Raw genomic sequence first — 22215 nt, forward strand, 5'->3', positions numbered from 1 at the left:
GCTGGAGGCGCGCCTGCCGCTAATCGATGATGGTCACGACCCTGTCCGCGCCGGAAAAGACGCCGGCTTTGCCCTGCGCAAGCGTAGTTGCATGGAGCGTCGAGTCGTCCCACTGCCTCCCGTACTCGACGTAGCGGAACGGGTCGCCGACGAGCCCGAGCTTCCACGCGGCATAAGGAATGTCCTTTGCGACGTAGGTTGCCGTGCCGTCGCTCCGCACCACCACCTTGTCCTCCTCGCCTTCTGCCTCTATCACCCAGCAGCCCCTGTTCTTGCCCTCCTCCTCGAATTTCACGAGGCGCTCTTTTTTCAAGAGCTCAAACGCCCTCTCCCACATCTTTGAGACCACGATCTGCGACTCGAAATTCAGTATGTCATAGCGCGCCTTCAGGCGCCAGCATGTCTGCAATTGCTCGTCAAGCACGCGCTTGGTTATCTCTGCGGCAAACCTTGCAATCTCTGATTTTCCTTCCTCTATCTCCTTTAGCACAAACTTGCGCTTTTCTGCAAGCGACGGGTCCTTTTCGTACATCTGGTTGACCTTGACGTACACGTCGTCGCCGCAGTACTGGTCGAACTTGCGGCCTTGGGGAGGCTCGGGGGAAAAACCTGCGAACTTGAAGCCTATGACGATGTCTGCCACTTGCAGCCCCGAGTCGTCGACGTAGTTGAGGACCGTGGTGTTGTGGTTTGTGGCCTTCATTATCCTGTACAGCGTGTCGCCTAAAATCACGTTTCTCATGTGGCCTACGTGGAGCGCCTTGTTGGGGTTGACGCTTGTATGCTCAATTACCATCCGCCGGCCCTGCCCGGCGTCGATGTGGCCGTATTTTTCAGGGTCTGAAAGCACGCCTGAAAGCGTCGACGTGGAAAGGGCCGCGTGGTTTGCCGTAAAGTTGACATAGCCTGCAGGATGCGGCGCCACCGACAAGACAAGTGCGCCCGGCTTTATCAGGGGCTTTATGAACTCGATTAGCTCTGCCGCGATTTTAGCAGGCGCCTTTTTCAGCTGCTTTGAAAGCGGAAAGGCCACGTTGCAGGTGAGATCGCCAAACTCTTTTCGAGGAGGCTCTGAAACGTCAAACTGCACCGAAGGGTAGCCTGCAGCGGCAAGGCTGTCGGCGACTATCTGCCGGGTCTCTTCTACAAGCTTTCGAAAAGTCATGCCTTTACCCCCAGGTAGTTCAGCGCAACGTGATCAATGGCCTCAATAAGGCCGACGCCTTCCTTCCCTGAAACGACGTGCGACGCCTTTGCCTTGACGTGCTCGTCGGCGTGCCCGAGCGCGATGCCGTGCCCGCACAGCTCAAACATTTTGATGTCTGTTTCGCTGTCGCCTATAGCGACTGTTTCTTCGGGCTCGGCCTTCAATATCTTCAATGCCTCTTTCAGCCCGAGCGCCTTGTCCACGCCCTTTTCGTTTATGTGAAAAGCGTACTTGCTGTCGTTCAAATACAATTGCAGCCCGTGCTCGTCGAGTATCTTTTGCCCTTCTGCGATGTCAAAGGTCCTGAGCATCACCACTTCGGTCATCCTCGGAAAGACTGGCTTTTCTTGCACGCCGTCAAGGCTCTTTTTCAAAATCTCATAGCCTTGCATGCACTTTTCTCTGCTTGCAAGTAGTTTGTGCTCCTGCGGCGCAAGGGTGATGGCGCCCCCGTTCTCGCCGACTGCAAGGCGCGTGGTCCCGCCAAACACCGCAAGCACAAACGCCTCTATCGACGACCGGCCAGTCACGTATATGACGCTGTAGCCCAGCTTGTCGAGGTATCTGAGCTTTGCCAGCGCAGACAGGCTCACCGCCCCGCCCCCGTTCTCAGTCAGGGTGCCGTCGATGTCGACTGCAAAGACCTTGATGCCCAACCGCGAGTAAAGCTTTGGCTGAACGTTATAAGTGTAATTGGCTAGGCCGATATGTCCATCGCAAGCGAGCCTTTGAGCAGCTCCTTGAACCTGGCAACGTCTTCCACCGATACTTCTGGCGCCGTGGCGACAGCCGCCGGCTTTGCCGTGACCTCTATCGCGGGCTTGACCGCAGGCTTGGGCGCGCGGGTCCTCCGGTCGGTCAGCGACTTTTGCTTTTTCACCCTTATCTTTATCCTGAATCCCCACTGGCCCCTGCTGCTCCACCTTTCCATCTCGACCACGTCGCCGGACCCCTGCAGCCTGTCGCCCTCGGCTGTCACGACCATAAAGTCTGTCCTCTCGCCCTCCCTTATCGACGAGATCTTTTCGTAAAAGTGCTGCCAGTCAAGCGGGTTTGTTACAAGCGCCTGCACGGTCAGCAGGTCGCCCATGCTGACTTCCTTGATGTAGCTTGACAAAATTTCTATGCTGCAAAACTTGGCGTACACGGCTTATCTATGGAGGGCTATGAATAAATAATTTTTGGAACGCAGGACAGTATATCTGTAAATGTACCATTTTTACTTGAATCTATTTTGCAGATATTACACTAAAATGCGATAAAGAGTGGAAATCCTAGCCCAGCTGGAATTCGGCCTTGCTGCCTTCGGTTACGCCGTGCCTTTCTGAAAACCCGGCGACTGTTTCAAGCACGTACCTGGCCTCCTCTTCAGGGTTGTACGACGGGCAGTCAAGCGGCGTGCACGGCTGCAAGCTGTGCTCTATGTGCACCACGGTCTTGTCAGAGTCAAGCCAGATTATGTCGATTGGAAACTTCATGCCGTGCATCCAGAAAGACTGTCTTGCTTCTATGTCAAATGGAAAGAGCATCGCCTCGCCCTCGTCCATGCTTTCGCGCACCCCAAGGCCCAGGCTCTTTTTCTCCGGCGTGTCTGCAATGTCTGCCAGGAGCCCTGCGCCTCCAATGTAGACAACCGTCTGGTCGTAGCCTTCAAGCCCGCCCTCCTTTGAAACTGGGACGGGGTCGCCTGACACAACAGTGTATGCTGGGTAGAACATGAGCACCACTGTCGCAATGGCGGCAGCGGCAGCCCCAAGCCCTATCGCGATTGCAAGGCGCACAGGGCCGGATTGCAGTTTTAGGTATTTATGCTATCGGACCTGAAAGGCGCAGGTGCACCAGCTGCGGGCTAGACTTGCCCTGCATTATCCTCGCGTCGTTTCCGGCCTTCCTAAAGTATGACGCAAGCACCACCGCCCAAGGCAGGACATGCTTTCCTTCCGCCTTGGAATGCAGGCTGAGGATGTTGTTGCTCCTGTCGTGTTTCAGGCCGCCGGCGCAGCTTATCTTCAGCGCAGAATCGACAAGCTCGAGCATTTCAGGCGCGCCAAGGCCTGCAAGCTTTATCCCGTACTTTTTCTCCATGACTTCTAAAAGTCCGGTAGACGGGTCCTCGCTGTTTACCGCGTACTCTAGCATGTGCGACGCAAGGCCGTTGTCGACTGCCCGGGCAAGCTCGAGCGCCTTTGCCGCGACCGCGGGCTCGGCCTCTAGCACGTGGCGCACCTCTGTGGCTTTGCCCCACGCCTCCTCAAAGCCCTTGCTCTGCAGGCCGGCGTAGGCGTCAAGCGAGGCAAAAAGCGCTGCCTTGCCGTTGCTAGAGTCTATCGAGACTGTGTGCGCCGAGTCTATCATCATGACGTTAGAGTGTACGTCTCCCATGCGCAGCTCTATGCCGTCCGGCAGCGAGAAAAGCCCCTCGCTTCCGACGCACTGCGTTCCTGCTATGAGCCTTATGCGGGCGCCGTTGGTGGCGGCCTTTACCAGCTGGCCCCTGCACTGCGAGAGCAAGCGCAATCCCCACGCGTCAATCGTCCCTGTTATGGACGAGCGGGCGCCTGCTATGAGGCTTGCAACCTTTGAAAGCGCCGAGTCGGCGTCAAGTATGAAATACCTGCGCTCCTCCGAGCCGCGGGGGCGCTGGCCCTCGTCGCTCAGCTTTTGCAGGCGCTCGACAATCTTTTGCATGTTTTTCACCCTGCGCTCGTGCAGGCTGACAATCTCGCCAAACGCCTCCTCGGGCGGGATGGCGCTGCAGATGAGCGGCTTTTGCTTTGACACCACAGCCAGCCTCTTTTTCTCGAGCTTTTTCACCGTCTGGTACACCTTTGTGCGCGGCAGGTTGGCATAGTATGCAAGGTCGCTTGCGGCAAGAGAGCCCCTGCCGAGCATGGTCAGGTAGGCCCTGCCCTCGTACTTTGACAGGCCGAATTCCTCGAGGCTTGACGGAAGATCATTATTTTCAATGGCGTCGGCTGGCATCTGGCGCATAGTCTTGCGGGCGGAAGGTAAAACGGATTGTCAAACATATTCGGCACAAGTTTGAAAAAATGTCAAGCTGTTACCGCCCTTCCCTGTTACCGCGGTGACAAAACTTTCCGGCACACGGGTCGTATTATCCATGTCGCACGGATGCTTGTCATCATGACATCAAGATGGGTAAAGTCAGAGTCAGTTGTTAACGACGATTCCACGCTCCCCAAACCCGGCGGGCCGCTGAGGCCGAGGCTTGAGGCCGTCCGCAAAAAGATAGAGGGCCAGGTGGCAAGGCTGGCAAGCCTGCAGGCAGGCATGAAGGAGAAGGACGCCGAGACGTTCCGCAAGCTGCTCGAGTCGATAAAGGAGAACAACGTGCAGTATTCCACGGTGCTGTCGTCTGAACTGTCGACTGCAAGGCAGGTAAGCCGCGTCGTCTCGACTGCCAAGGTGGCGCTTGAAAAGATGCAGGCAAAGCTTGCGTCTGCGTCTGACTTTGGCGACCTTGTGATAGTCCTGAGCCCGGCGATGTCGGTTGTCAAGAACGTGCGCTCGTCGCTTGTGCCCTACGTGCCAGAGATGGAGGCAGACCTGGGCATCATTGCCGAGCTCCTGTCAGGCATCCTGGTCGACGCCGGGCAGGTGGGCGGTTACACTATCAACTTCGAGACTGCAAACGAGGAGGCGGCAAGGCTGGTCGAAGAGGCCTCCGCCACGGTAGAACAGGTAATGAAGGAGGAGTTCCCGGGAATCCCGGATCTTCCCCTCGTGCCAAAAGCTGCCTAGCCGGTACGTGGCTGTCCCGGCTGGGCAGCCCGGTCACCCCGGGTAGGCAAATAGCCCAACATCTTTTAACACAGCCTCTTTTCGTCGCAACCCTGCGCTAATGGTAGGCATTGCTGTTCCGCAGAGACACCGCTACCCTCAGGGAAAGGGCGCAGCTTGCGCTTGCAAGCATCCAGCGCAATGCCTATGCCATGAGTGTGCTGAGGGCGAGGCTCGAGTCCAGGGTTGGAGCAAGCAATGGCGACAGCAGGCAGGAACTTGAGCGCGTCTTGGAACTTGTGAAAAACGGCGAGGTGATACTCAACGAGATGTCGGGCAAGATGGAGGCGGCAAAATACCTCGAGGAGTTCATCACGATAATCGACTCGGCTGCCGGTTCGGTTGGCGAGATACGGGACGACATTGAAAAGATGGTCCCGATTGCCGAGAGCGCACTTGCAGAGATACACGAGGCGGTTGCAAAGATATCGGGCGGCGAGTACCCCGGCGCGCCGCCTACAAGCCAGGAATTGCAAAAGCTGATAATGGAAGAGGCCGAGAATGCGGCAAAGGCGGCGGAGGCAAAAATGCCTGTGCCCCCGGCCGCGGAGGCAGCGGCAGAACCCGAACAGGAGCGCGAAGCCGAGCCGGCGTAGGGTGCAAAGTTTTTTCTTGCTTGGGCAAGATAGATTTACACCCGGGTAATTCAAACGGGGCACCAATTCCTGCTTGGACAGTAGTTTATGAGTCTCGCACCCCAGGAACTTGAAAATAGCGCTAGCAAGTACGCAGCCGAGGCGATCAGGCTTGACTCCCAGGGCTCTCGCGGCATGGCAATCCAGTCGTACCAGAAGGCCATCGAGGCGCTGGTCAAGCTCGTGCAGATCTACCCGGATTACAAGCTAAACAAGGTGTACATGGAGAGGGCAAGCGCCTACCAGAACAGGATAAAGGCGCTGCAGATGTCGCACGGCCTTGAAGAGGAGAGGCCGGCACCAATCGAAAACAAGCCGCAGCCGTCAAACGGCAACGGCAAGGGCCACGCCCCGGCGCAAAAGCCGGGCAACGTCGAGACGCTCAAGGCGGACTTTGACGACCTTGTCATGAAGGACAAGCCCAAGGTCAGCTGGGACGAGGTGATAGGGCTCTAAGACGCCAAGAGGGCGATAAGGGAGTCCATAGTTTATCCAATGAAGAGGCCTGATCTGTTCCCGCTAGGCTGGCCCCGCGGGATACTGCTGTACGGCCCGCCTGGATGCGGCAAGACTCTGCTCGCAGCTGCGGCAGCAGCTGAAATCGACGGCTACTTCATCAACGTCGACGCGGCGTCGATGATGAGCAAGTGGCTCGGCGAGGCGGAGAAGAACATTTCAAAGCTGTTTGCGATGGCGCGCAAGCTCAACGAGAGCGAGGGCGTGCCCGTCCTGCTCTTCATAGACGAGATTGACTCGCTTTTGGGGACGAGGAATAGCGAGGTCGGCGGCGAGGTCAGGGTAAAGAACCAGTTCCTGACTGAGATGGACGGCATAAACGGCAAGTCAAAAGAGTCGCAGCTTTACGTTATAGGCGCTACAAACAAGCCGTGGAGCCTGGAGGCAGGTTTCCTGCGCAGGTTCCAGAAGAGGATCTACGTCACCCTGCCGGACAACGCTTCCCGGGATAATTTGTTCAACCAGTACACGCGCCCGCTCAACACCGAGGGCAACCTGAAGATAGAGGAGCTTGCCAAGATAACCGAAGGCTACAGCGCAAGCGACATCAAGGACATCTGCCAGTCGGTCCAGCTGCGCGTGGTCAACGAGCTGTTCGAGAGCGGCAAGGCGATGGACAGCAGCGCAAACCCGCGCGCAATAGGCACGAGCGACTTTAAGGAGATACTGAAGATCCGCAAGCCGTCTGTCAGCGTGGACATGATACGCGCCTACATGCGGTGGAGCGACCAGTTCAAGGCGCTCTAAGCCTCTCCCTTTTTTCCTAATCTTTAAATTCAAAGTCAGCTGTAGTATTTGCAGTGACTGCCCAAGCAGAACGACACAGATTGGAAAAAAAGGTAGATCTATTATCAAAGGCATTGCACCTTTTGCTCTTTGAAGAAAAAGAAACCATCTCAAAGAAAGAAGCTGCAGAGATAAGAGCAAGACTATCATCTTACTTGAAAGGCAACAAAGGTGATTTTGTTGATCTGGAAGATGTCTTGAATGCTGGCAGTAAAAGTAAGCAAAAAAGCTCTAAAAGAGCTTGATTCACTGCCGGCGGATGCAAGAATCAAGATTCTCGATGCTTGCAGATCTATGAGTGAAGATCCTTTCTTGGGCGATGTAAAACCACTAAAGGGATTATCGGGCGTATTTAGAAAGCGTGTAGGCGGCTACAGATAGCCTTCAGCGTCAATTTCACCGAAAATGAAGTTTTGATACTGAAGGTCGGTAAAAGAGACAAGTTCTATCAAGACTTGTAAGCCTTGATAGATTGTCGGTTTACTTTTCTTCCTTGTAGCGCTGCATCGCTTCGCTTATCTTCTTTTTCGCAGACTCTTTGTTTTCCCAGCCGGCTACCTTGACGTACTTCCCTTTTTCAAGCTCCTTGTAGTGCTCAAAAAAGTGCTTTATCTGGTCCCGGATGTGTGCAGGCACGCTGTCAATGTCTTTTACGTCTGAAAACGACGGGTCGACCTTTGCCACAGGGACTGCAACCACCTTTGCGTCCTGCCCCTCCTCGTCCTCTGTTATCAGCACGCCCACGGGGTTTGCCTTTATCACTGCCGCCGGGACTACAGGGTCGTTTCCAAGGACGAGCACGTCGACCGGGTCGCCGTCCTTTTCCTTTGTCTGCGGCACAAAGCCATAGTTGCACGGGTAAAACATGGCGGTGAACAGCTTGCGGTCCACAAAGACCGCGCCAGATTCCTCGTCGATTTCGTACTTGATGTTGCTCCCCTTCGGGATCTCGATAACGACGTTGATTTCTTCCGGCGGGTTCTTGCCGGCCTTGAGTGTGTCTACGAGCGCCAATTTGACCGGGACTAACGCGAGCTGCTAAAGATATAATCCTATTGGAGCGTCATGGACTCGCCGGGCTGCACAGGCGGGCACAATCCGCGCCGCATTCTTATACGCGACGGGGCTATAACAATCGTGATAAACTCTTCTTCTAGCATGGCAGAAGACGCCAAATGCCAAGGCTGATGTTAAAGTGCAAGACCTGTGGCGAGGTGTTCCCGGGGCTGTATGTCCCCGACGAGAACGCCGGCAGCCTGCAGTCGGCTATGAGCGCCGACCCATTCCACACGTGTTCCCGGGGCCACAGGAACGAGTATGCGGCTGAAGACTGCATGGACTGGTCCTGATTCTGATGAACCAAAAGTCAAGGAAGGTGGTACTCGTGACGTACCCGGATAGCTTTGCGCAGGAAGAAGCGAAGAGCCTGGTCGAGTCGGCAGGCCGCCAGAGCGTCAGGGTCTTTACGCAAAAGTACCTGAACCGGTCGCAGTACGGGATGGGCCCGGGCAAGGCGGAGGAGATAAAAGAATTCCTGAAAGGGTCGGGTGCGGAACAGGTCGTAGTCGACGAGCGCCTCACGTCGAGGCAGATACATAACCTGGAAAAGCTCACAGGCGTCCAGGTAGTCGACAGGGAGCGGCTGATACTTGACATCTTCCAATCGAGGGCCACGACGACTGAGGCCAAGCTGCAGATAGAGCTTGCAGAGGTAAAGTACGAGATGCCCCGGGTGCGCGAAAACGCAAGGATAACCTCCGGCAACGAGCGCCCCGGAAAAGGCGGCAGCGGGGAATACGTGGTCGATGTGAAGTTCCGGGAGCTGAAACGGCGCATGTCGTTTATCAAGGAAAAGCTGGACGACGCCAAGAAAAAGCGCGAGCTGTACCACCAGCAGCGCGAGAGGGACGGCATGCCGGTCATCTCCCTTGTCGGCTACACGAGCTCGGGCAAGACCACGCTGTTCAACCTGCTCACCGACGAGGACCGCGAGACCTCGAGCAGCCTGTTCACGACGCTTTCCACCACCACGCGTGCGCTCAAGGTCGGCGATACCGACGCGCTGCTCACCGACACTGTCGGATTCATCAGCAGGCTGCCGACGTACATGATAGACGCCTTCAAGTCGACGCTCGAGGAATCTCTGGCGGCCGAAGTCGTGCTTTTGTTGATAGACGCGTCGGAGGACACGCAGAGCATCAGGATAAAGTACTCGACCTGCCTGCGCGTGCTTGAAGAGTTGAAGGTTGACAGATCAAGGATGCTCGTGGTCTTTACGAAATACGACAGGGTTGGCTCAGAAGAGGCAGTATCGGATATTGCCAGGGACCTTGCGGTTCAAAACTGGATTGCAGTCTCGTCAAAAACAGGGTACAGCATACACAAGCTGAGGGGAATTGTCAGCCAGCGGTTAGCTGAAAAGACGGCCAAAAAGGTAGTGGCAGGAAGCGGCTAGTTCGCCGAACCACGTCTTACTGCCGGCATTCCTTGTTTGTCCACAGCCTGCACTTTGCGCTGTGGCGCCAGCTCCCGTTCACAAAGTGCTCAAGGTGCTTGACGCCGTCGCGGTCTGTCACGGTCCGCTCCTGGCCGTTCTTTGGCGCGCCCGAGCCAATAAGCTTGGGCGAATCTCTCTGGTACAATTTACGCTATGCTCCCTGTTTCCTTGAGCATGACGCCAAGGCAAGGTTCGCAATATCGCTCGAGAACTGAAATGCCGTTGCCTACGTCAAAAATCGCCTCTTTTGTAGCCGGTTGATCGCAATCCCTGCACTTTTTCTGCTTGCCAGATGGCCCGGAAGACGAGGTGGCAAGGCTTCTTACTGATAAGAACCGCTTGTTCATCATTACGTAGCAGTATTGAAGCAATAAGAACGTACGGAATCGAGCCGCTAACCAAAAATTTAAACGGGCCACGGCCCCGCCTTCCCGTAGATGGAGTTTAACACGCGTTTCGACGCCAAGGCGATCGAAAACGAGGTTCGCACTTATCTCGACGGCATCGACCTGCGCGCCCTGCTTGAAAACGAGCTCGCAGACAAAGAGCTTGTAGGCTACATCGAAGGCCCGCCCACAATGAACGGCGAGCCGCACGCCGGCCACCTCAGGGGCCGAATAATCAAGGACTTGTGGTACAGATTCAACACGCTGTGCAAGAAAAAGGTGATTTTCCGCGCAGGCTGGGACACGCAGGGGCTGCCGGTTGAATTGGCTGCAGAAAAGGCGCTTGGGCTCACTGGCAGCAAGGCCGAGAACGTCGGCAAGGTCGGCATCGAGAAAATAGTCGAGACGTGCAAAAAGCTCATCCACGAAAACAACGAGAAGTGGGTCGCAGTCGATCAATTACTTGGCATGTCGTTCAACTATGAAAAGGCGTACTGGACCTACAGGGACGACTACATAGAGCGCGAGTGGCAGTTTCTGAAAAAGGCGTGGGAGACAGGCGTCCTGAAGGAGTGGTTCAGAGTCGTGGCGTACTGCCCGTCGTGCCAGACGTCGCTCTCAAACGCCGAGGTGAACCAGGGCTACGAGACAGTCGAGGACCCATCGTTTTACTACAAGGTGAAAATGACAGACGAGGACGCCTACCTGATAGTCTGGACCACCATGCCCTTTACGATAGTGACAGACGAGATGGTCGGCGTCAACCCCAAGGCCGAGTATGCCTATGTTTGGGTGAACAAAGAAAACAGCGCCGGCGGCGAGCGCTGGCTGGTCGGTAAAGATAGACTGGAAGAGCTGATGAAAGAAGTGCGCGTCGAAGACTATAAGGTGGAAAAGGTCGTGAGCGGCAGGGACCTTGACGGCAAGCACTACGTTCATCCATTATTGCACATGATACCCGGCCTTGACGAGCTGGCAAGGTCAGGCTCGGTCCATTTCGTCGTCGCGGAGGATTTCGTCGACACCGCTACCGGCAGCGGGCTTGTTCACCTGTCGCCGGCAAACGGCGAGGACGACTTTGAGATTGCAAACAAGCGCAAGGTGCCCATCTTTGTGCCCATCGACGACCGCGTGGTGTTCACCGAGAAGGCCGGCGCGTTTGCCGGCATGTTTGTGCGCGACGCGGACATGAAGGTGTTCGAAGCGATGAAGGCAGCCGGCGCGTCTGTCAGGATGGGGAAACTGAAACATCAGTACCCGACGTGCTGGCGCTCGCATCACAAGGTCGTGTGGCTTGCAAGGCGCGAGTACTTCTACATCATTTCAAACCTGGGCGACAGGCCGCTTGAATCGGCGCAGGCAGTCGACTATTTCTTTGAGCAGCCGAAAAACAGGTTCGTGGAGATTATCCGAGAGCAGCACCCCTGGTGCATATCCCGCGAGCGGGTCTGGGGCACGCCGCTCCCCATCTGGTCCTGCGGAAAATGCGGCCACAAAGAGCCGCTGTTCTCAAGGGCCGAGATAGTTGGCAAGGCGTCAGAGCTTCCTGACGGCCCTGACTTTGAGCTCCACAGGCCGTGGATTGACAGAATAAAGATAAAGTGCGGCAAGTGCGGCGCGGAGATGAACCGCGAGCCGTTTGTGCTTGACACCTGGCACAACTCTGGCGCCGCTCCTTACGCGTCGCTCACCGACCAGGAATACTCTGACCTTATCCCTGCCACGTTTTTGACGGAAGGAATCGACCAGACAAGGGGCTGGGCCTATACGCTGTTGATGGAAGGCGTGATAATGGCAGGCAGGGCGCCTTTCCAGTCGTTCCTGTTCCAGGGGCACGTGCTTGACGAGAAGGGCAACAAGATGAGCAAAAGCCTTGGAAACGTGCTGGACGCGCGCAAGCTGCTTGGCGAAAATCCGGTCGACCTCATTCGATTGTATTTCATGTGGAAGTCGTCGCCCATCGAGGCTCTCAACTTCAGCCTGGACGAGATGAAGACAAGGACGTACCAGATCCTGAGCACGCTGCACAACCTCCACGTGTATTTCAGGCAGAACAGCGAGTTTGACAGGTTCGACAGGGAAAAGCACATGCTGCAGTGGGTCATAGAAAGCAACCTGCTTGCGCCCACCGAAACGTGGCTCCTGTCAAAGATGCAGGGCCTGATAACAGAAGTGACGGCGGCGTTTGAGCGCTGCAGGTTCCACGAAGGCGCAAAGGCCATCGACGAGTTTGTGATAAACCATTTGAGCCAGACGTACGTTCCGCTGACAAGAAACGTCATCTGGGACGACAGCGCCGAGAACCTGAACAAGCGCCTGGCGACGTACGCGGTCTTGGGCCACGTGCTCGAGAAAATTGACGTCATGCTCCACCCGCTCTCGCCGTTTGTAAGCGACTACCTCTACCTGGCCTGCTTTGGAAGGAAAAAGAGCGTGCTCCTTGAGGCGTGGCCTGAGCGGGACGAAAAGCTGGTCGACGCAAAGGTGGAAGGCGCGTTTGACATGATAAAAGAAGTAGTATCATTGGCAAACGCGGCGCGAAACCTGGCAGGGCTGAAGAGGCGCTGGCCGATAGGCGAGGCCGCGATATGCGGGACGCACACCGAGCTGAAGCCGCTTGAAGTCGACGGCACGACAGACGCGCTGAAGAGCCAGCTGAACGCAGAAAAGTATTCGCTTGTCCAGATAAGCGGCGGCACGCAGCTTGACAAGGCCGCAAGCCTGCTTGAGAAAAAGATGCCGATAGCAGTCGAGGCGTCGCTTGTGAGAAAGGGAGTCGCGCCCAGGGTAAAGGCCGACATCAACGCGGTGGTAAAGGCGTTTGAAGGCGTAGACAGGCAGTCGCTTATTCTGGAACTGAAGGCAAACGGAAAATACTCGCTTGCGTACGACGGCAAGGCAGTCGAGCTGTCACCGGCAGACGTAGACGTAAGGTACAGGGCTTCTGAAGGCTACTCGCTTGCAGAGCGGGGCAACCTAGTCGTGTTCATTTCTACAAAGAGAGACGGGAGCCTTATCGCAAAGGGGCTCCTGCGCGACCTTGCGCGCAACCTGCAGCAAATGCGCAAGGAGAGGCAGTACAACCCCACGGACATTTTGTCGGCGGCGTACGTTGCAGGCCTTGAAGAAGAAGAGATATCCGCGCTTTCGGCAATGAAAGACGAGATGACGTACCTCGTGAGGGTCAAGAAGGCTGTCCTGTCAAAGGAGCCTAACGAGGGCGTCAAGTACGGTTCTGTAGAAATAGACGGGCGCAAGTTCCAGATCTCCGTTGAATAGGTTCACCAGCTTTCCACTTGTAAGCCGGGCACCTTTTCAAAGTGTTTCTTGTTCTTCGTGATCAAAGTCTGATTGTTTGAAAGGGCTATGCTGGCAATCAGAAGGTCGGATTCGCCGATTGGATTTGACTTGTCGTGAAGGGCACCGGCAGACTGTGCTGCATTTCTGTCAAGCATCAGTATGAAAAAGGCGTCAAGGAGTTTGTCTACTCTGGCAAGTTCATTGCGTGTGTCCCTTGCCTTGAATGCTCCTTTGTAGAGCTCGAACGCGTTTATTATTGTGGTATGGACGGGTTCGTCGGTTGATTCCAGTTCTTCTAGCTTGCTTCTGGCTTTGGGGTCGTTTCTCAGGTAGGCAACTAAAAAGTCGGTATCTAGACAAGCCATTTTGATCAGAGTGTCACGTCACGGGTTTTGAAGCTCTTGCGGAAATCTTTGCTCGCTTCTTCAACATTGGAAGCCAATTCTGGCGAATGCAACTCATCCATCATTTCGAGTAATCTTTTTGCGCTGCCCTTGTTACCAGTTAACCGGAGAATCACATCTGTGAATGACTCCCCCTCTTTCTTTCGAGCCTTCAGAGCGCGGTAAGCCTCTTCTTTTATTGTCAGAGACCTTGTCGGCATTCTAATTATAGAATACATATACGTGTATTTAAACTTGGGAACCGGGTGTAAACCAAGGTCAAGCATAGCCCAAGTCATGGTCGGAGTTTCCAGCATAAACCAATTTTTACAAAATGGTGTGCATTTTTGCTGCCATAACGTAATATCTGCCGGTGGCAATGTGTTTGCTATCGGGGGCAGATAGCGCAACTTCTGCAGGTACTGGCAAGTAAGGGCTTTTCGCCCACGTAGTCAATGTTTTTTGCCATACTGTCTTAAATAGAAATTTTTGCTGAAGTATCTGCAATTGACCAACGAACAGGTGACCCTTGACAGCTGGGTCATCGCAAGGCTGCAGGACAGGCTCAGGCGGGCCTCTATCTTGGCGACGCGCACAGGGACGCCTGTCGTTCTGTACCGCCACACGATAGAGGAGACCGACGGCGCGGCCGAAGAAGAGATTGCGACTGTCAACGAGCAGTACGTCGTGGTCCAGGTGATGACGCACGGCGGCTACATCCCGCCAAACTTCCAGCAGCAGTTCGTGTTCACGTTTGAGCAGTTCCCGGACTACATCATGAACCGGAGCAAGGAACTGCTGTCGATGTGCCTCGAGAGCCTCGATCAGGAAATCACGGACTGATCTTACGCAGCAATACCAGGTCGCGATCGTTCCATCTTCTGAATCTGTTCCCGGACGAGCCGGTGCGCAGTCTTTGTCGAGAACAGGAACTCCCGATTCAGAGTCGTCGTGACTGAATTTACGCCGGGAAGCTTGCCCAGGGCGCTTGTCTTGGCAGTCAGGCTTCCAAGGTCGCTCTCCCTGCAGAGCAGGTACCTCATCGGCGGTTTTTCCACTTTGTTCACGAGCACGATGTCCCCCATCAGCCTGTGCAGCTCCTTCATCTCTATCTTGCCGTCGACTGCGAGGTATGACACTATCTCGCCCGAGCCCGTGGTGGGGCCTATCCGGGGCAGGATGGAAATGATGGACGACTCGAAAAGTGCATTGAGGCGCTTTCGCACCGTCTTTGGGCTCAAGCCTGTCAATTCTATGATATTATTCAAAGGTATTGTCGGGTCGTCTATCAGCGCGTCGATTATCTGCAAGTCAAGGATTGACAGGGGGCGCAGGTCGCGCCGGCGCTCGGTAAACGCCGCCCGGGAGTGCCGGGATCCAAGGGCGCGTGTGAGGTTTTCGACTGTTCGCTTGATGTTGTCCGACCATGTCCCTATGCCCAGGCCGCCGTCAAGCCTCCAGGCCACAAACGCTACGTCAGGTAGCTCCAGGACCTTTTCCACTTCCTGGCGCGTCCGGTCGCCCTGAAAAATGACAATAAGCTGGTCGCGGTCAAAGATGCCAGGCTCTATCCGCAGCCCGTAGCCGTGGAGCACGCCCTGGTCCTTCAGCCGCTCCAGCCTCTCGCGCACCGCAGGGGCAGTCAGCGAGACGCGGCGCCCGAGCGACCTGTAGCTCTGCCTCGCATTCTGGTGTAGCGCGACCAGCAGCTGAAAGTCCTTGGAATCCACTGAGAAATGTACACGCGCCTCGGATATAAGATTCCCTAAATCAAAAGTCAGGCCTGAGCGCAGTTAATTAAAATATCTCCGCCCTTTTTTGTTCTCTGTATGGCAAAGTATGACGGCATAAAGAGTCAGGAGCTCCTTGATTTTGAGAAAACCAAGGACGAGCTTACGCTAATCTTCAAGGACAACAGGTACCTGTTTATCAAGATCAAGAACGGCGACCTCGCTGTCGACCTGGCAGCATGCAACAGCGCAAAGGGCCAGGAGCTGCAGAGCGTCGAGGAAGGCAACGGCGAGATCACGCTTGTATTCAAAGGCTTCAAGCTGCCAGTCAAGGCCCAGAGCGGCAATCTGGAAATCGATTCCATCCCAGAGTAAGACGCTATTTTTCGATGTGTTTTTCGTACATCGTAATGGCCCACTCTTGCACTTCCGACTGCACAGAGCCGGGCCTCATCTCGCGTATCCTGTCAATCGACGCCGCCGCGCCCATCCTCTTTGCCTTTACAAAATAGGCCGCCAGTATCACGCCTGTCCTGCCCTTTCCTGCAGCGCAGTGGACGAGGACCGGCCTTCCTGCGGCCACTTCTTTTTCAATGAACGAAATTGCGCGGTCGATGTCTTCCGGCGACGGAGCGTCAAAGTCGTCCACCGGCAGATGGAGGTAGCCCATGCCGTCGTTGACCCATTCCTGCGGGAGCGGCTCCTCTCTCACGGTGACTATGGACTTTATGCCCTGCGACACAAGCCAGTCGACCTCCGCCTTTGTGACGGGCATCCCCGAGCCTGCAAGCATGTTTTCTTCCACCCAGCTAAAGTTGGTGGGCCTGTCAGACACCATGCCGTGCATCTTGCGGTACATGTCGCCTATGCGGGTCAACAGGCGAAGATTGGATTCTGGAACTTATAACGGTTAGCAATCTAGATATGCTCCGCCCTCGCAATATCACTGTGCTTGAGGCAAGGTGCGCCATGTGCGGCAAAAAGGCGCAGGTGGACGACGACATGGAAAACGTCAGGTGCGAGCACTGCGGCTATTCTGCAAAATACGACGAGTACCTGGAGACGATGAAGGACAAGGCGCTTCTGATGGCCGACGACTTTCAGATGAACTGGGACAGGAACCCGCTTTAGCTACCACGTCAGCCCTTTTTCGCTGCAGTCGAGGTGTCCGCCGCAATTTGAGCAGATCATGTGACACGCCGTCATGTTCTTCATCTCAAAGCCGCAGCGCGGGCATTCGACGGCTTCTTTTGTCTCGGACAACGCCAGACTTTCGAAAGCCTAGCTTTTAACCGTTTCAGAAACGTCGCTGATAGTAGTCAGAGTCTTCTTGCAGAAGATTAAATACGCAGCAGGCATCCCCGGACCGCATAGGAGGATGCTGCACGGCATCCAAGAGTCTGTGCCTGCCATTGCTTTTCCTGCTTTGCGCTAGCATCCTGACAGGCGTGCTTTTGCCACAAACTGCCGCGGCAAAGCGGGTGCCGATGGGCCATCCAAGCCTGGTAGCAGGCCTGTCCCCGGGCCCGGATCCGCGCTTTGACTTTGTCGTCGTGGACGGCGAGGAAACGATAGATACGCTGGGGGCCGACATCGACGCCAGATTATACGCCATATTCGATACGATAGTCCTGCCGGAAATCAGGAAGAGCTTTGACGAGAGAAGGGGCGTTCTCTCTGACAGCTACGTCGAGGACGTCTCTGGCAGCTATGAACAGAACGATTCCCGGCTTGACATCCTGATAAGCAAGGTTCCGCCGGAATACGGCTGCAGCACTGAAAGCTGCGCCCACAGGACAGTGGCCGTTGACCTGCCGCCAGAACTGGAGCTGTCTCACATCAGGCAGGTATTATTCTCGATTGCAGTATACGAGAACATGGGAAGCGGCGCAGAATACGACCAGCTGGTGGACAGGATAATCGCAAAGGCATCTGGCGAGGCCAGGGTCCTTTTCTCCGAAGCCGCCAACGTCTTGGAGGACAACAAGCAGGAGCTGCTTGAAGACGGCACCGCCATCGAGCGTCTGCTCTTGCGACAGTACGAGGACATCTCCAGAATAAGCGTGCTATTCCTGCAGTCTGAGCCCGGCGTCTCCGACAAAAAGCCGCTGGATGTCGTGATAACTTCAAATTCGTACTACGAACGCTCGTGGTCCTACTATGAGCAATCCGGGGAAGAAGAGCCCACTCCGGAGGTATTGCAGGAATGTGCCGAGCTTGGAATAGACGAGGCGGAATGCAGCGAAATTGCCGTCCTTGAGGCGAGGCGGCACCAGCTGCCGACCGACGATGACTCGGCAGAGCAGGGCAATGCGGCCGTGGATTCTATCGCCTTGATTGGAATTGGAGTCGCAGGTGCAGGAATAGCAGCCATTGTGGCGATAAGAAAGCTGAGGTGATCGGTTGAAAGCTAGCCTGTCGCCGGCATAAAAGAACTAATTTTTTGTGGCACTTTCCACTGGAAACGACCCCCCTCCCTGTCAGCCCCTGATGACGAGTCTGCCCTTCATCCCCTCTTCCGAGTGGATGGTGCAGTGGTAGTCAAACACGCCCTCTTCGTCAAAGGTGTGCGACCACGACTGCTCGCTCTTGAAAAAGCCGCTGTCAAGCTTTGTCTCGCCTGACGCAGTAGTATATGTCCCGACGACGTTGTGCTGGACCGAGGACTCGTTTACCCACCTGACAGTCGAGCCCTGCCTTGCCTCCGCCACGTCTGGCAGGTACATGTTCATGCCGCCGTAGACGATGTTGGTCGCAAGCGTCTCTCTCATCACGCGCTCCTGCTCTGCCATCACGCTTACCACGCGCTGCCTGTCAAGGTCGACTATGACGCTCCATATCTTCTGGTGGGACTCGCCGGCCCTGCCGTCAAGCGAGGAAAAGCTTGCGCCGGAGTACCTCCTGCCGTCCACCAGCTGCCAGTTTGCAGTTATTATTATCTGGCCCTGGCCGCTGTGCGTCACCTTCCCGTCGGGGCTCACAAACGCGGTCGGCTGGACGGCGGCGATTGTGACGGCTGTTCCCTTTATGCTGCCCAGGATCTCCTTCACTCCCTCGTCGCCTGCCGCTATCTCCCACGCCTGCTTTGCGACGTCGTTTATGGCATAGATGTACGTGTTGTCCTCTTTTGTGGGCTCCTGTATCACCCGGATCTCCGACTGGAGCGATATCGACTCCAGCGAGCGAAAGTCCTGCGCGTGCTCTTCAGGGAGCAGTCCTGACTGCATGAGCGCGGTACCGCCGGCCACGAAAATGGCGACCACGCCTGCAAGGGCGAGGTACTCCCTCTTCAACAAAGATGCCAGGGCTGAAACTCGCTATATACCATGTGGTTGGCCGGACACCGTTTTAATATCTGGCAGGCTCATGAGAGCGCATGAGCTCAATCGCTGTCGAATATTATGGCAAGAAATTTGACGACAATGCGTCAGCTGCTTTCATCCACCTCGTGAGGGAGATAGGCGAGATTGCGTTTGCGATGGAAAAGGGCAACGCAGAACACGCCAAGCTAGAGATAACAGAATCAGTCGCTCTTTTGCACTTTCTGGCGTCAAAGTACAGCCTCGACGTCGACGCAAACATGCAGGCCGTGTACTCGAAAAAGCTGGAAGCGCTCAGGGCCAAATGACCGGGCTCCGGCAGGACCTCGACGCGATTTCTGAAATACTGCACGAAACGTTCAAGGTAGAGGGTTTCAAGCGCGACTACGACGCGACTTTTGCAAAGGTTGCGTCAATCCTGCGCCGCTACGGGATAGAAGAAAACCCGCGCAACCTGCGGTTTCGGTTCATCCTCTGCATGCAAGAATTCTTTGACGGCATGCCGCAGGACCAGTGGCGCGTAAAGGACCCGGCGTTTGTAAAGCAGTCGGAGGAGTTTGCCATTTCCAGGTTCCGCGACTGGGTCATCGAGCAGGTGGCCTAGACTTTGCCACCCACCCTTCGTACATCTTTATCAGCTCGTCGACGTCAGCCTCGTTCTCAGAGTATGTAACTATGACTGCGAACTTGCCCTTGCCGTCGTGGCCCCTCGCGTAATAGCCCCAGTACCTGTCAGGCAGCCTTGCAAAGTTGCTCTTTGACATGGCGACGCCTGCAAGGTTCTTTGCCAGCGCGTCGGCCACTCTTGCCGCGTCGTCTGCTTCTATCATGGCCTTGCTGCGCGTGCGGGCGATTTAAGGGCTACCTGACGCGCTCAATGAGCTCGAAAACCTTGTTTATCGCGGGAGGCTCGCCTGCGGGGTCGCGCACGAAAAGCGATGCAGCTGCGTTTGCAAACATCAACCTCTCTGCGGGATCAAGCCCTGCGAGGTAACCGATGATGTCGGCAGCATCCCACACGTCGCCTGCGCCGGTCAGGAGCTTGGGCTCGACCTTTATCGCGTGCGCAAACTCAACCTCCCTGCCGTTTGACCACGCCGAGCCTATTCTCGTGTGCAGGTCGGTGGTGACGCCTGCGCTCTCGGCTATCTTTTTTGCAGCCGACCTGACGTCGTCCGGGCCGTAGGCCGTGCCTAGGGGCGCGTCGAGGCCGAGTGCATGGGCGAGGTGTGCGCACTCGTTCTCGTTTATGCTCAGGCAGTCTATCACCGACGACAGCCTGAACAGCGCGTCGCGGAACTCCTCCTTTCTTGTAGAGATATCGGCAGGGTCTACAAAGTGCATGGCGCTAGGCGAGCTCTTGAACGCGTGCTCCATCAATTCGGTCCCTTTCTTGTTGCTTGCCCAGTTGACCACCATGACCGCGTCTGCGCCCTTTAGTATCGCAGAATCTTCTTGCGAGCCGAGCCTGTTTGGGCCAAACTGCTCGTTGTCGCCCACGTCGCTCACCATCACGTTGACCTTGCTTTTGTCATGCGCAAACTCAAACGAGGTGGTAAAGCCCTGTCGGCCTGGAAGGATCCTCAGCGTCACGGACTGGCCAAACTGCGAGAACGACTGCCTTATCATGGCGGCGCCGATGTCGTCTGCCACCGTAAAGAGCGAGACCTTTGCGCCGAGCTTTGCAAGCGCGTAGGCGACGTTGACTGCGTTTCCGCCCCGGATGTCAGTCGTCGGGACGCCGCGGATGCTACCGCCGCCATTTTTGGCCTTTTCCTCGATGGCTGCCAGCAGCTTTTCTGCAGACTCGATCCTGATTATCCTGTCGACGAAAAAGTCGGGCATGACAACTATCGAGCCCAGAGACTTGAACTGCTTCAGCTTTTCGATCAACAAGACGGGTGCAAGAGCGCGGTATTTCTAGTTTGCAAAAAGGAGAGGGGAGGGTTTACTCCATTCCCATGCCGCCCATTCCACCCATGCCTCCCATACCGCCCGGCGGGCCGGCAGGCATCTTGGACTTGGTTGCGGCAATCACGTCGTCTATTCTCAGGATCATGGATACGACCTCGGTTGCAGACTTGATTATCTGCTGCTTTACAACCACAGGCTCGAGCACGTTCTGCTTGAACATGTCCGTGACCTGGGTGTTGCGCGCGTCGACCCCGGTCCACTTGGCTCCCTTGCTCTGCTTTGCGCGAAGCTCTGTCATGGTGTCTATCGGATCCATGCCGGCGTTCTCTGCCAGGTTGAGCGGGATTGCGTCAAGCGCGTCTGCAAACTTTTGCACCGCAAGTTGCGCCCTGCCTTCCTGGCTTGACGACCACTGGCGCAGCTCGCCTGCGATGTAGGCTTCCGGCGCGCCTCCGCCTGCCACTATTGCGGGCTTTTCAAGCACGTCCTTCATGACCATGAGGGCGTCGTGGAGCGACCTGTCGGCCTCGTCGACCACCCTCTGCGAGCCTCCGCGGACAAGTATCGTGACTGCCTTGGGGTTCTTGCATCCTTCGATGAACACCCACTTGTCGGTCTCGACCTTTCTCTCTTCGACCAGATCTGCAGAGCCCAGGTCCTTTGAGGTGAGGTCGTCCAGGTTGTTTACTATCCTTGCGCCTGTTGCGCGGGACATCTTGGTCATGTCGCTCTCCTTCACCCTGCGCACGGCAAGCACGCCTGCCTTTGCAAGGTAGTGCTGGGCGATGTCGTCGATGCCCTTCTGGCACAGGAGCACGTTTGCGCCAGCTTCTTTCACCTTGTCGACCATCGCCTTCAGCATCCTGTTCTCCTCTTCCAGGAACATCTGCATCTGGTGCGGGTCGGAAATGCGGATTTCTGCGCTCATCTCCGTCTTTTCGATTTCAAGCGCGGAGTTGATGAGCGCAATCCTGGCCTTCTCTATGCGCTTTGGCATGCCGGCGTGGACTACCTCCTTGTCGAGCACTATGCCCTTGATGAGCTTGGTGTCGCGCATCGAGCCCCCGGCCTTCTTCTCGACCTTGATGTTGTCAAGGTCCACCTTCAGTCCGTCGTCGGACTTTTCGGCGACCTGCTTTGTCGCGTCGACGACTATCTGGCCCAAAAGTGGGCTGTCCTCTGACACGAGTTTAGAGTCCATGCTCGTCCTCGCTATCCTGAGGAGCAGGTCCTTGTCAGAAACGTCGACGTTGACTGCTATCTTTTCCAAAAGCTTGAGCGCCTGCTCTGCTGACGCGTTGTAGCCGTCGACGATTATTGACGGGTGGACGTCCTTGTTTATCAGCTCCTCCGCCTTTTCGAGCAGCGCGCCCGCAAACACTACAGACGATGTTGTGCCGTCGCCAACCTCGTTGTCGACTGATTTTGCAACCTCGACCATCATCTTTGCCGCCGGGTGCTGCACGTCGATTTCCTTCAGAATGGTCGCGCCGTCGTTTGTGATGGTGACGTCGCCAAGGTTGTCCACGAGCATCTTGTCCATGCCCCTCGGTCCAAGCGACGTCTTTACTATCTCTGCAATCAGTTTTGCAGCTGCTATGTTGTTCTTTTGTGCCTCCCTTCCCTTGCTCTCCTTTGTCCCTTCCTTGAGGATTAATACTGGCATTCCGCCAGCCGTGGTTTGAATCGATGCCATACTATCAGTTCACCTTAGAATAATTGCAGTTTTCCATGATTCTC

Annotated in this window: 28 protein-coding genes and 1 pseudogene; 13 read left to right on the forward strand and 16 right to left on the reverse strand. The window is 55.8% G+C overall.

Annotated elements, in window-relative coordinates; genetic code table 11:
• Positions 1-19 precede the first annotated feature (19 nt).
• The 5 genes from argS to HXY31_RS07915 all read right to left on the reverse strand — a co-directional run bounded on the left by argS (position 20) and on the right by HXY31_RS07915 (position 4189).
• Entirely contained in the window at positions 20-1165 is a 1146-nt protein-coding gene (argS, locus tag HXY31_RS07895) for an arginine--tRNA ligase (protein WP_292641667.1), read from the reverse strand.
• On the reverse strand, positions 1162-1863 hold the full coding sequence (locus tag HXY31_RS07900) for a phosphoglycolate phosphatase (protein ID WP_292641669.1): 702 nt from the start codon (positions 1861-1863) through the stop codon (positions 1162-1164). Before HXY31_RS07900 ends, argS begins: the two co-directional genes overlap by 4 nt.
• 41 nt (positions 1864-1904) lie before the next feature.
• Positions 1905-2354, reverse strand: a complete 450-nt coding sequence (locus HXY31_RS07905; protein ID WP_292641671.1) for a hypothetical protein — start codon at positions 2352-2354, stop codon at positions 1905-1907.
• Positions 2355-2481: 127 nt separating this feature from the next.
• Positions 2482-2988: a DUF192 domain-containing protein gene (locus HXY31_RS07910; RefSeq protein WP_292641674.1), complete on the reverse strand. Its 507-nt coding sequence runs from the start codon at positions 2986-2988 to the stop codon at positions 2482-2484.
• Between the two features lie 25 nt (positions 2989-3013).
• The gene (locus HXY31_RS07915) at positions 3014-4189 is read right to left on the reverse strand and encodes a TrmB family transcriptional regulator (RefSeq protein ID WP_292641677.1); all 1176 of its coding nucleotides are present in this window, start codon (positions 4187-4189) and stop codon (positions 3014-3016) included.
• 162 nt (positions 4190-4351) lie between these two features.
• Between HXY31_RS07915 and HXY31_RS07920 the strand changes: the two genes are divergently transcribed.
• The 4 genes and pseudogenes from HXY31_RS07920 (at position 4352) to HXY31_RS07940 (ending at position 7190) form a co-directional block, all read left to right on the forward strand.
• On the forward strand, positions 4352-4969 hold the full coding sequence (locus HXY31_RS07920; protein WP_292641681.1) for a hypothetical protein: 618 nt from the start codon (positions 4352-4354) through the stop codon (positions 4967-4969).
• A 110-nt stretch (positions 4970-5079) separates the two neighbouring features.
• On the forward strand, positions 5080-5604 hold the full coding sequence (locus HXY31_RS07925) for a hypothetical protein (protein WP_292641683.1): 525 nt from the start codon (positions 5080-5082) through the stop codon (positions 5602-5604).
• Between the two features lie 87 nt (positions 5605-5691).
• Positions 5692-6906 (forward strand): annotated as a pseudogene (locus HXY31_RS12365) (AAA family ATPase).
• A 53-nt stretch (positions 6907-6959) separates the two neighbouring features.
• Entirely contained in the window at positions 6960-7190 is a 231-nt protein-coding gene (locus HXY31_RS07940) for a hypothetical protein (protein WP_292641689.1), read from the forward strand.
• A 235-nt stretch (positions 7191-7425) separates the two neighbouring features.
• Here the strand turns inward: HXY31_RS07940 and ppa are convergent, their stop codons facing one another.
• Positions 7426-7959 carry an inorganic diphosphatase gene (gene ppa / locus HXY31_RS07945; RefSeq protein WP_292641692.1) on the reverse strand — a complete coding sequence of 178 codons (534 nt, stop codon included), beginning with the start codon at positions 7957-7959 and terminating at the stop codon, positions 7426-7428.
• A gap of 161 nt (positions 7960-8120) precedes the next feature.
• Here ppa and HXY31_RS07950 point away from each other — a divergent pair, with 161 nt between their 5' ends.
• Both HXY31_RS07950 and hflX read left to right on the forward strand, forming a co-directional pair.
• Positions 8121-8294 carry a hypothetical protein gene (locus tag HXY31_RS07950; protein ID WP_292641694.1) on the forward strand — a complete coding sequence of 58 codons (174 nt, stop codon included), beginning with the start codon at positions 8121-8123 and terminating at the stop codon, positions 8292-8294.
• A gap of 35 nt (positions 8295-8329) precedes the next feature.
• A complete protein-coding gene (gene hflX, locus HXY31_RS07955) occupies positions 8330-9400 on the forward strand; it encodes a GTPase HflX (protein WP_292641697.1) in 1071 nt (356 codons plus the stop codon).
• Positions 9401-9416: 16 nt separating this feature from the next.
• On the opposite strand, the gene HXY31_RS07960 is transcribed toward hflX, so the two are convergent.
• Positions 9417-9587 carry a hypothetical protein gene (locus HXY31_RS07960; protein ID WP_292641699.1) on the reverse strand — a complete coding sequence of 57 codons (171 nt, stop codon included), beginning with the start codon at positions 9585-9587 and terminating at the stop codon, positions 9417-9419.
• A 292-nt stretch (positions 9588-9879) separates the two neighbouring features.
• Here HXY31_RS07960 and ileS point away from each other — a divergent pair, with 292 nt between their 5' ends.
• Positions 9880-13107: an isoleucine--tRNA ligase gene (gene ileS / locus HXY31_RS07965; RefSeq protein ID WP_292641702.1), complete on the forward strand. Its 3228-nt coding sequence runs from the start codon at positions 9880-9882 to the stop codon at positions 13105-13107.
• Between the two features lie 2 nt (positions 13108-13109).
• On the opposite strand, the gene HXY31_RS07970 is transcribed toward ileS, so the two are convergent.
• Together HXY31_RS07970 and HXY31_RS07975 are read right to left on the reverse strand one after the other, a co-directional pair.
• Positions 13110-13493 carry a type II toxin-antitoxin system VapC family toxin gene (locus tag HXY31_RS07970; RefSeq protein WP_292641705.1) on the reverse strand — a complete coding sequence of 128 codons (384 nt, stop codon included), beginning with the start codon at positions 13491-13493 and terminating at the stop codon, positions 13110-13112.
• A 5-nt stretch (positions 13494-13498) separates the two neighbouring features.
• Positions 13499-13732 carry an antitoxin VapB family protein gene (locus HXY31_RS07975; RefSeq protein WP_292641708.1) on the reverse strand — a complete coding sequence of 78 codons (234 nt, stop codon included), beginning with the start codon at positions 13730-13732 and terminating at the stop codon, positions 13499-13501.
• Positions 13733-14018: 286 nt separating this feature from the next.
• Here HXY31_RS07975 and HXY31_RS07980 point away from each other — a divergent pair, with 286 nt between their 5' ends.
• Positions 14019-14354, forward strand: a complete 336-nt coding sequence (locus HXY31_RS07980) for a hypothetical protein (RefSeq protein ID WP_292641710.1) — start codon at positions 14019-14021, stop codon at positions 14352-14354.
• Between the two features lie 2 nt (positions 14355-14356).
• Here the strand turns inward: HXY31_RS07980 and HXY31_RS07985 are convergent, their stop codons facing one another.
• On the reverse strand, positions 14357-15241 hold the full coding sequence (locus HXY31_RS07985) for an Lrp/AsnC family transcriptional regulator (RefSeq protein ID WP_292641712.1): 885 nt from the start codon (positions 15239-15241) through the stop codon (positions 14357-14359).
• A gap of 99 nt (positions 15242-15340) precedes the next feature.
• Between HXY31_RS07985 and HXY31_RS07990 the strand changes: the two genes are divergently transcribed.
• Positions 15341-15616, forward strand: a complete 276-nt coding sequence (locus HXY31_RS07990; RefSeq protein ID WP_292641714.1) for a hypothetical protein — start codon at positions 15341-15343, stop codon at positions 15614-15616.
• Positions 15617-15620: 4 nt separating this feature from the next.
• Here HXY31_RS07990 and HXY31_RS07995 read toward each other — a convergent pair whose 3' ends face one another.
• Positions 15621-16118 carry a dual specificity protein phosphatase family protein gene (locus HXY31_RS07995; protein ID WP_292641717.1) on the reverse strand — a complete coding sequence of 166 codons (498 nt, stop codon included), beginning with the start codon at positions 16116-16118 and terminating at the stop codon, positions 15621-15623.
• Positions 16119-16189: 71 nt separating this feature from the next.
• On the opposite strand from HXY31_RS07995, the gene HXY31_RS08000 reads away from it, so the two are divergent.
• Positions 16190-16372 (forward strand): zinc-domain-containing protein, encoded by a 183-nt coding sequence (locus tag HXY31_RS08000; protein WP_292641718.1) that lies wholly within the window; start codon positions 16190-16192, stop codon positions 16370-16372.
• On the opposite strand, the gene HXY31_RS08005 is transcribed toward HXY31_RS08000, so the two are convergent.
• On the reverse strand, positions 16373-16504 hold the full coding sequence (locus tag HXY31_RS08005; protein ID WP_292641719.1) for a hypothetical protein: 132 nt from the start codon (positions 16502-16504) through the stop codon (positions 16373-16375).
• A 149-nt stretch (positions 16505-16653) separates the two neighbouring features.
• Between HXY31_RS08005 and HXY31_RS08010 the strand changes: the two genes are divergently transcribed.
• The gene (locus HXY31_RS08010) at positions 16654-17640 is read left to right on the forward strand and encodes a hypothetical protein (RefSeq protein WP_292641720.1); all 987 of its coding nucleotides are present in this window, start codon (positions 16654-16656) and stop codon (positions 17638-17640) included.
• 81 nt (positions 17641-17721) lie between these two features.
• Here HXY31_RS08010 and HXY31_RS08015 read toward each other — a convergent pair whose 3' ends face one another.
• On the reverse strand, positions 17722-18534 hold the full coding sequence (locus HXY31_RS08015) for a plastocyanin/azurin family copper-binding protein (RefSeq protein ID WP_292641721.1): 813 nt from the start codon (positions 18532-18534) through the stop codon (positions 17722-17724).
• An 83-nt stretch (positions 18535-18617) separates the two neighbouring features.
• Here HXY31_RS08015 and HXY31_RS08020 point away from each other — a divergent pair, with 83 nt between their 5' ends.
• Together HXY31_RS08020 and HXY31_RS08025 are read left to right on the forward strand one after the other, a co-directional pair.
• Entirely contained in the window at positions 18618-18869 is a 252-nt protein-coding gene (locus HXY31_RS08020) for a hypothetical protein (protein ID WP_292641724.1), read from the forward strand.
• Entirely contained in the window at positions 18866-19165 is a 300-nt protein-coding gene (locus HXY31_RS08025) for a hypothetical protein (protein WP_292641726.1), read from the forward strand. Before HXY31_RS08020 ends, HXY31_RS08025 begins: the two co-directional genes overlap by 4 nt.
• Here HXY31_RS08025 and HXY31_RS08030 read toward each other — a convergent pair.
• The 3 genes from HXY31_RS08030 to thsB are packed head-to-tail and all read right to left on the reverse strand — an operon-like array spanning position 19146 to position 22171.
• Positions 19146-19391: a hypothetical protein gene (locus tag HXY31_RS08030; RefSeq protein WP_292641729.1), complete on the reverse strand. Its 246-nt coding sequence runs from the start codon at positions 19389-19391 to the stop codon at positions 19146-19148. The two genes, HXY31_RS08025 and HXY31_RS08030, sit on opposite strands and share 20 nt — an antisense overlap.
• Positions 19392-19422: 31 nt before the next feature.
• Positions 19423-20454 (reverse strand): PfkB family carbohydrate kinase, encoded by a 1032-nt coding sequence (locus tag HXY31_RS08035; RefSeq protein WP_292641731.1) that lies wholly within the window; start codon positions 20452-20454, stop codon positions 19423-19425.
• Between the two features lie 55 nt (positions 20455-20509).
• Positions 20510-22171 carry a thermosome subunit beta gene (gene thsB, locus HXY31_RS08040; protein ID WP_292641733.1) on the reverse strand — a complete coding sequence of 554 codons (1662 nt, stop codon included), beginning with the start codon at positions 22169-22171 and terminating at the stop codon, positions 20510-20512.
• Positions 22172-22215 lie beyond the last annotated feature (44 nt).

It is taken from the genome of Nitrososphaera sp., assembly GCF_013388945.1.
Lineage (GTDB): Archaea > Thermoproteota > Nitrososphaeria > Nitrososphaerales > Nitrososphaeraceae > Nitrososphaera.

What these genes read in the sequence shown, in the direction of transcription:
- argS (WP_292641667.1), bottom strand. Translation starts at nt 1,165, where the DNA reads ATGACTTTTCGAAAGCTTGTAGAAGAGACCCGGCAGATAGTCGCCGAC.
- HXY31_RS07915 (WP_292641677.1), bottom strand. Translation starts at nt 4,189, where the DNA reads ATGCCAGCCGACGCCATTGAAAATAATGATCTTCCGTCAAGCCTCGAG.
- HXY31_RS07920 (WP_292641681.1), top strand. Translation starts at nt 4,352, where the DNA reads ATGACATCAAGATGGGTAAAGTCAGAGTCAGTTGTTAACGACGATTCC.
- HXY31_RS07950 (WP_292641694.1), top strand. Translation starts at nt 8,121, where the DNA reads ATGCCAAGGCTGATGTTAAAGTGCAAGACCTGTGGCGAGGTGTTCCCG.
- ileS (WP_292641702.1), top strand. Translation starts at nt 9,880, where the DNA reads ATGGAGTTTAACACGCGTTTCGACGCCAAGGCGATCGAAAACGAGGTT.
- HXY31_RS07970 (WP_292641705.1), bottom strand. Translation starts at nt 13,493, where the DNA reads ATGGCTTGTCTAGATACCGACTTTTTAGTTGCCTACCTGAGAAACGAC.
- HXY31_RS07975 (WP_292641708.1), bottom strand. Translation starts at nt 13,732, where the DNA reads ATGCCGACAAGGTCTCTGACAATAAAAGAAGAGGCTTACCGCGCTCTG.
- HXY31_RS07990 (WP_292641714.1), top strand. Translation starts at nt 15,341, where the DNA reads ATGGCAAAGTATGACGGCATAAAGAGTCAGGAGCTCCTTGATTTTGAG.
- HXY31_RS08020 (WP_292641724.1), top strand. Translation starts at nt 18,618, where the DNA reads ATGAGCTCAATCGCTGTCGAATATTATGGCAAGAAATTTGACGACAAT.
- HXY31_RS08025 (WP_292641726.1), top strand. Translation starts at nt 18,866, where the DNA reads ATGACCGGGCTCCGGCAGGACCTCGACGCGATTTCTGAAATACTGCAC.
- HXY31_RS08030 (WP_292641729.1), bottom strand. Translation starts at nt 19,391, where the DNA reads ATGATAGAAGCAGACGACGCGGCAAGAGTGGCCGACGCGCTGGCAAAG.
- thsB (WP_292641733.1), bottom strand. Translation starts at nt 22,171, where the DNA reads ATGGCATCGATTCAAACCACGGCTGGCGGAATGCCAGTATTAATCCTC.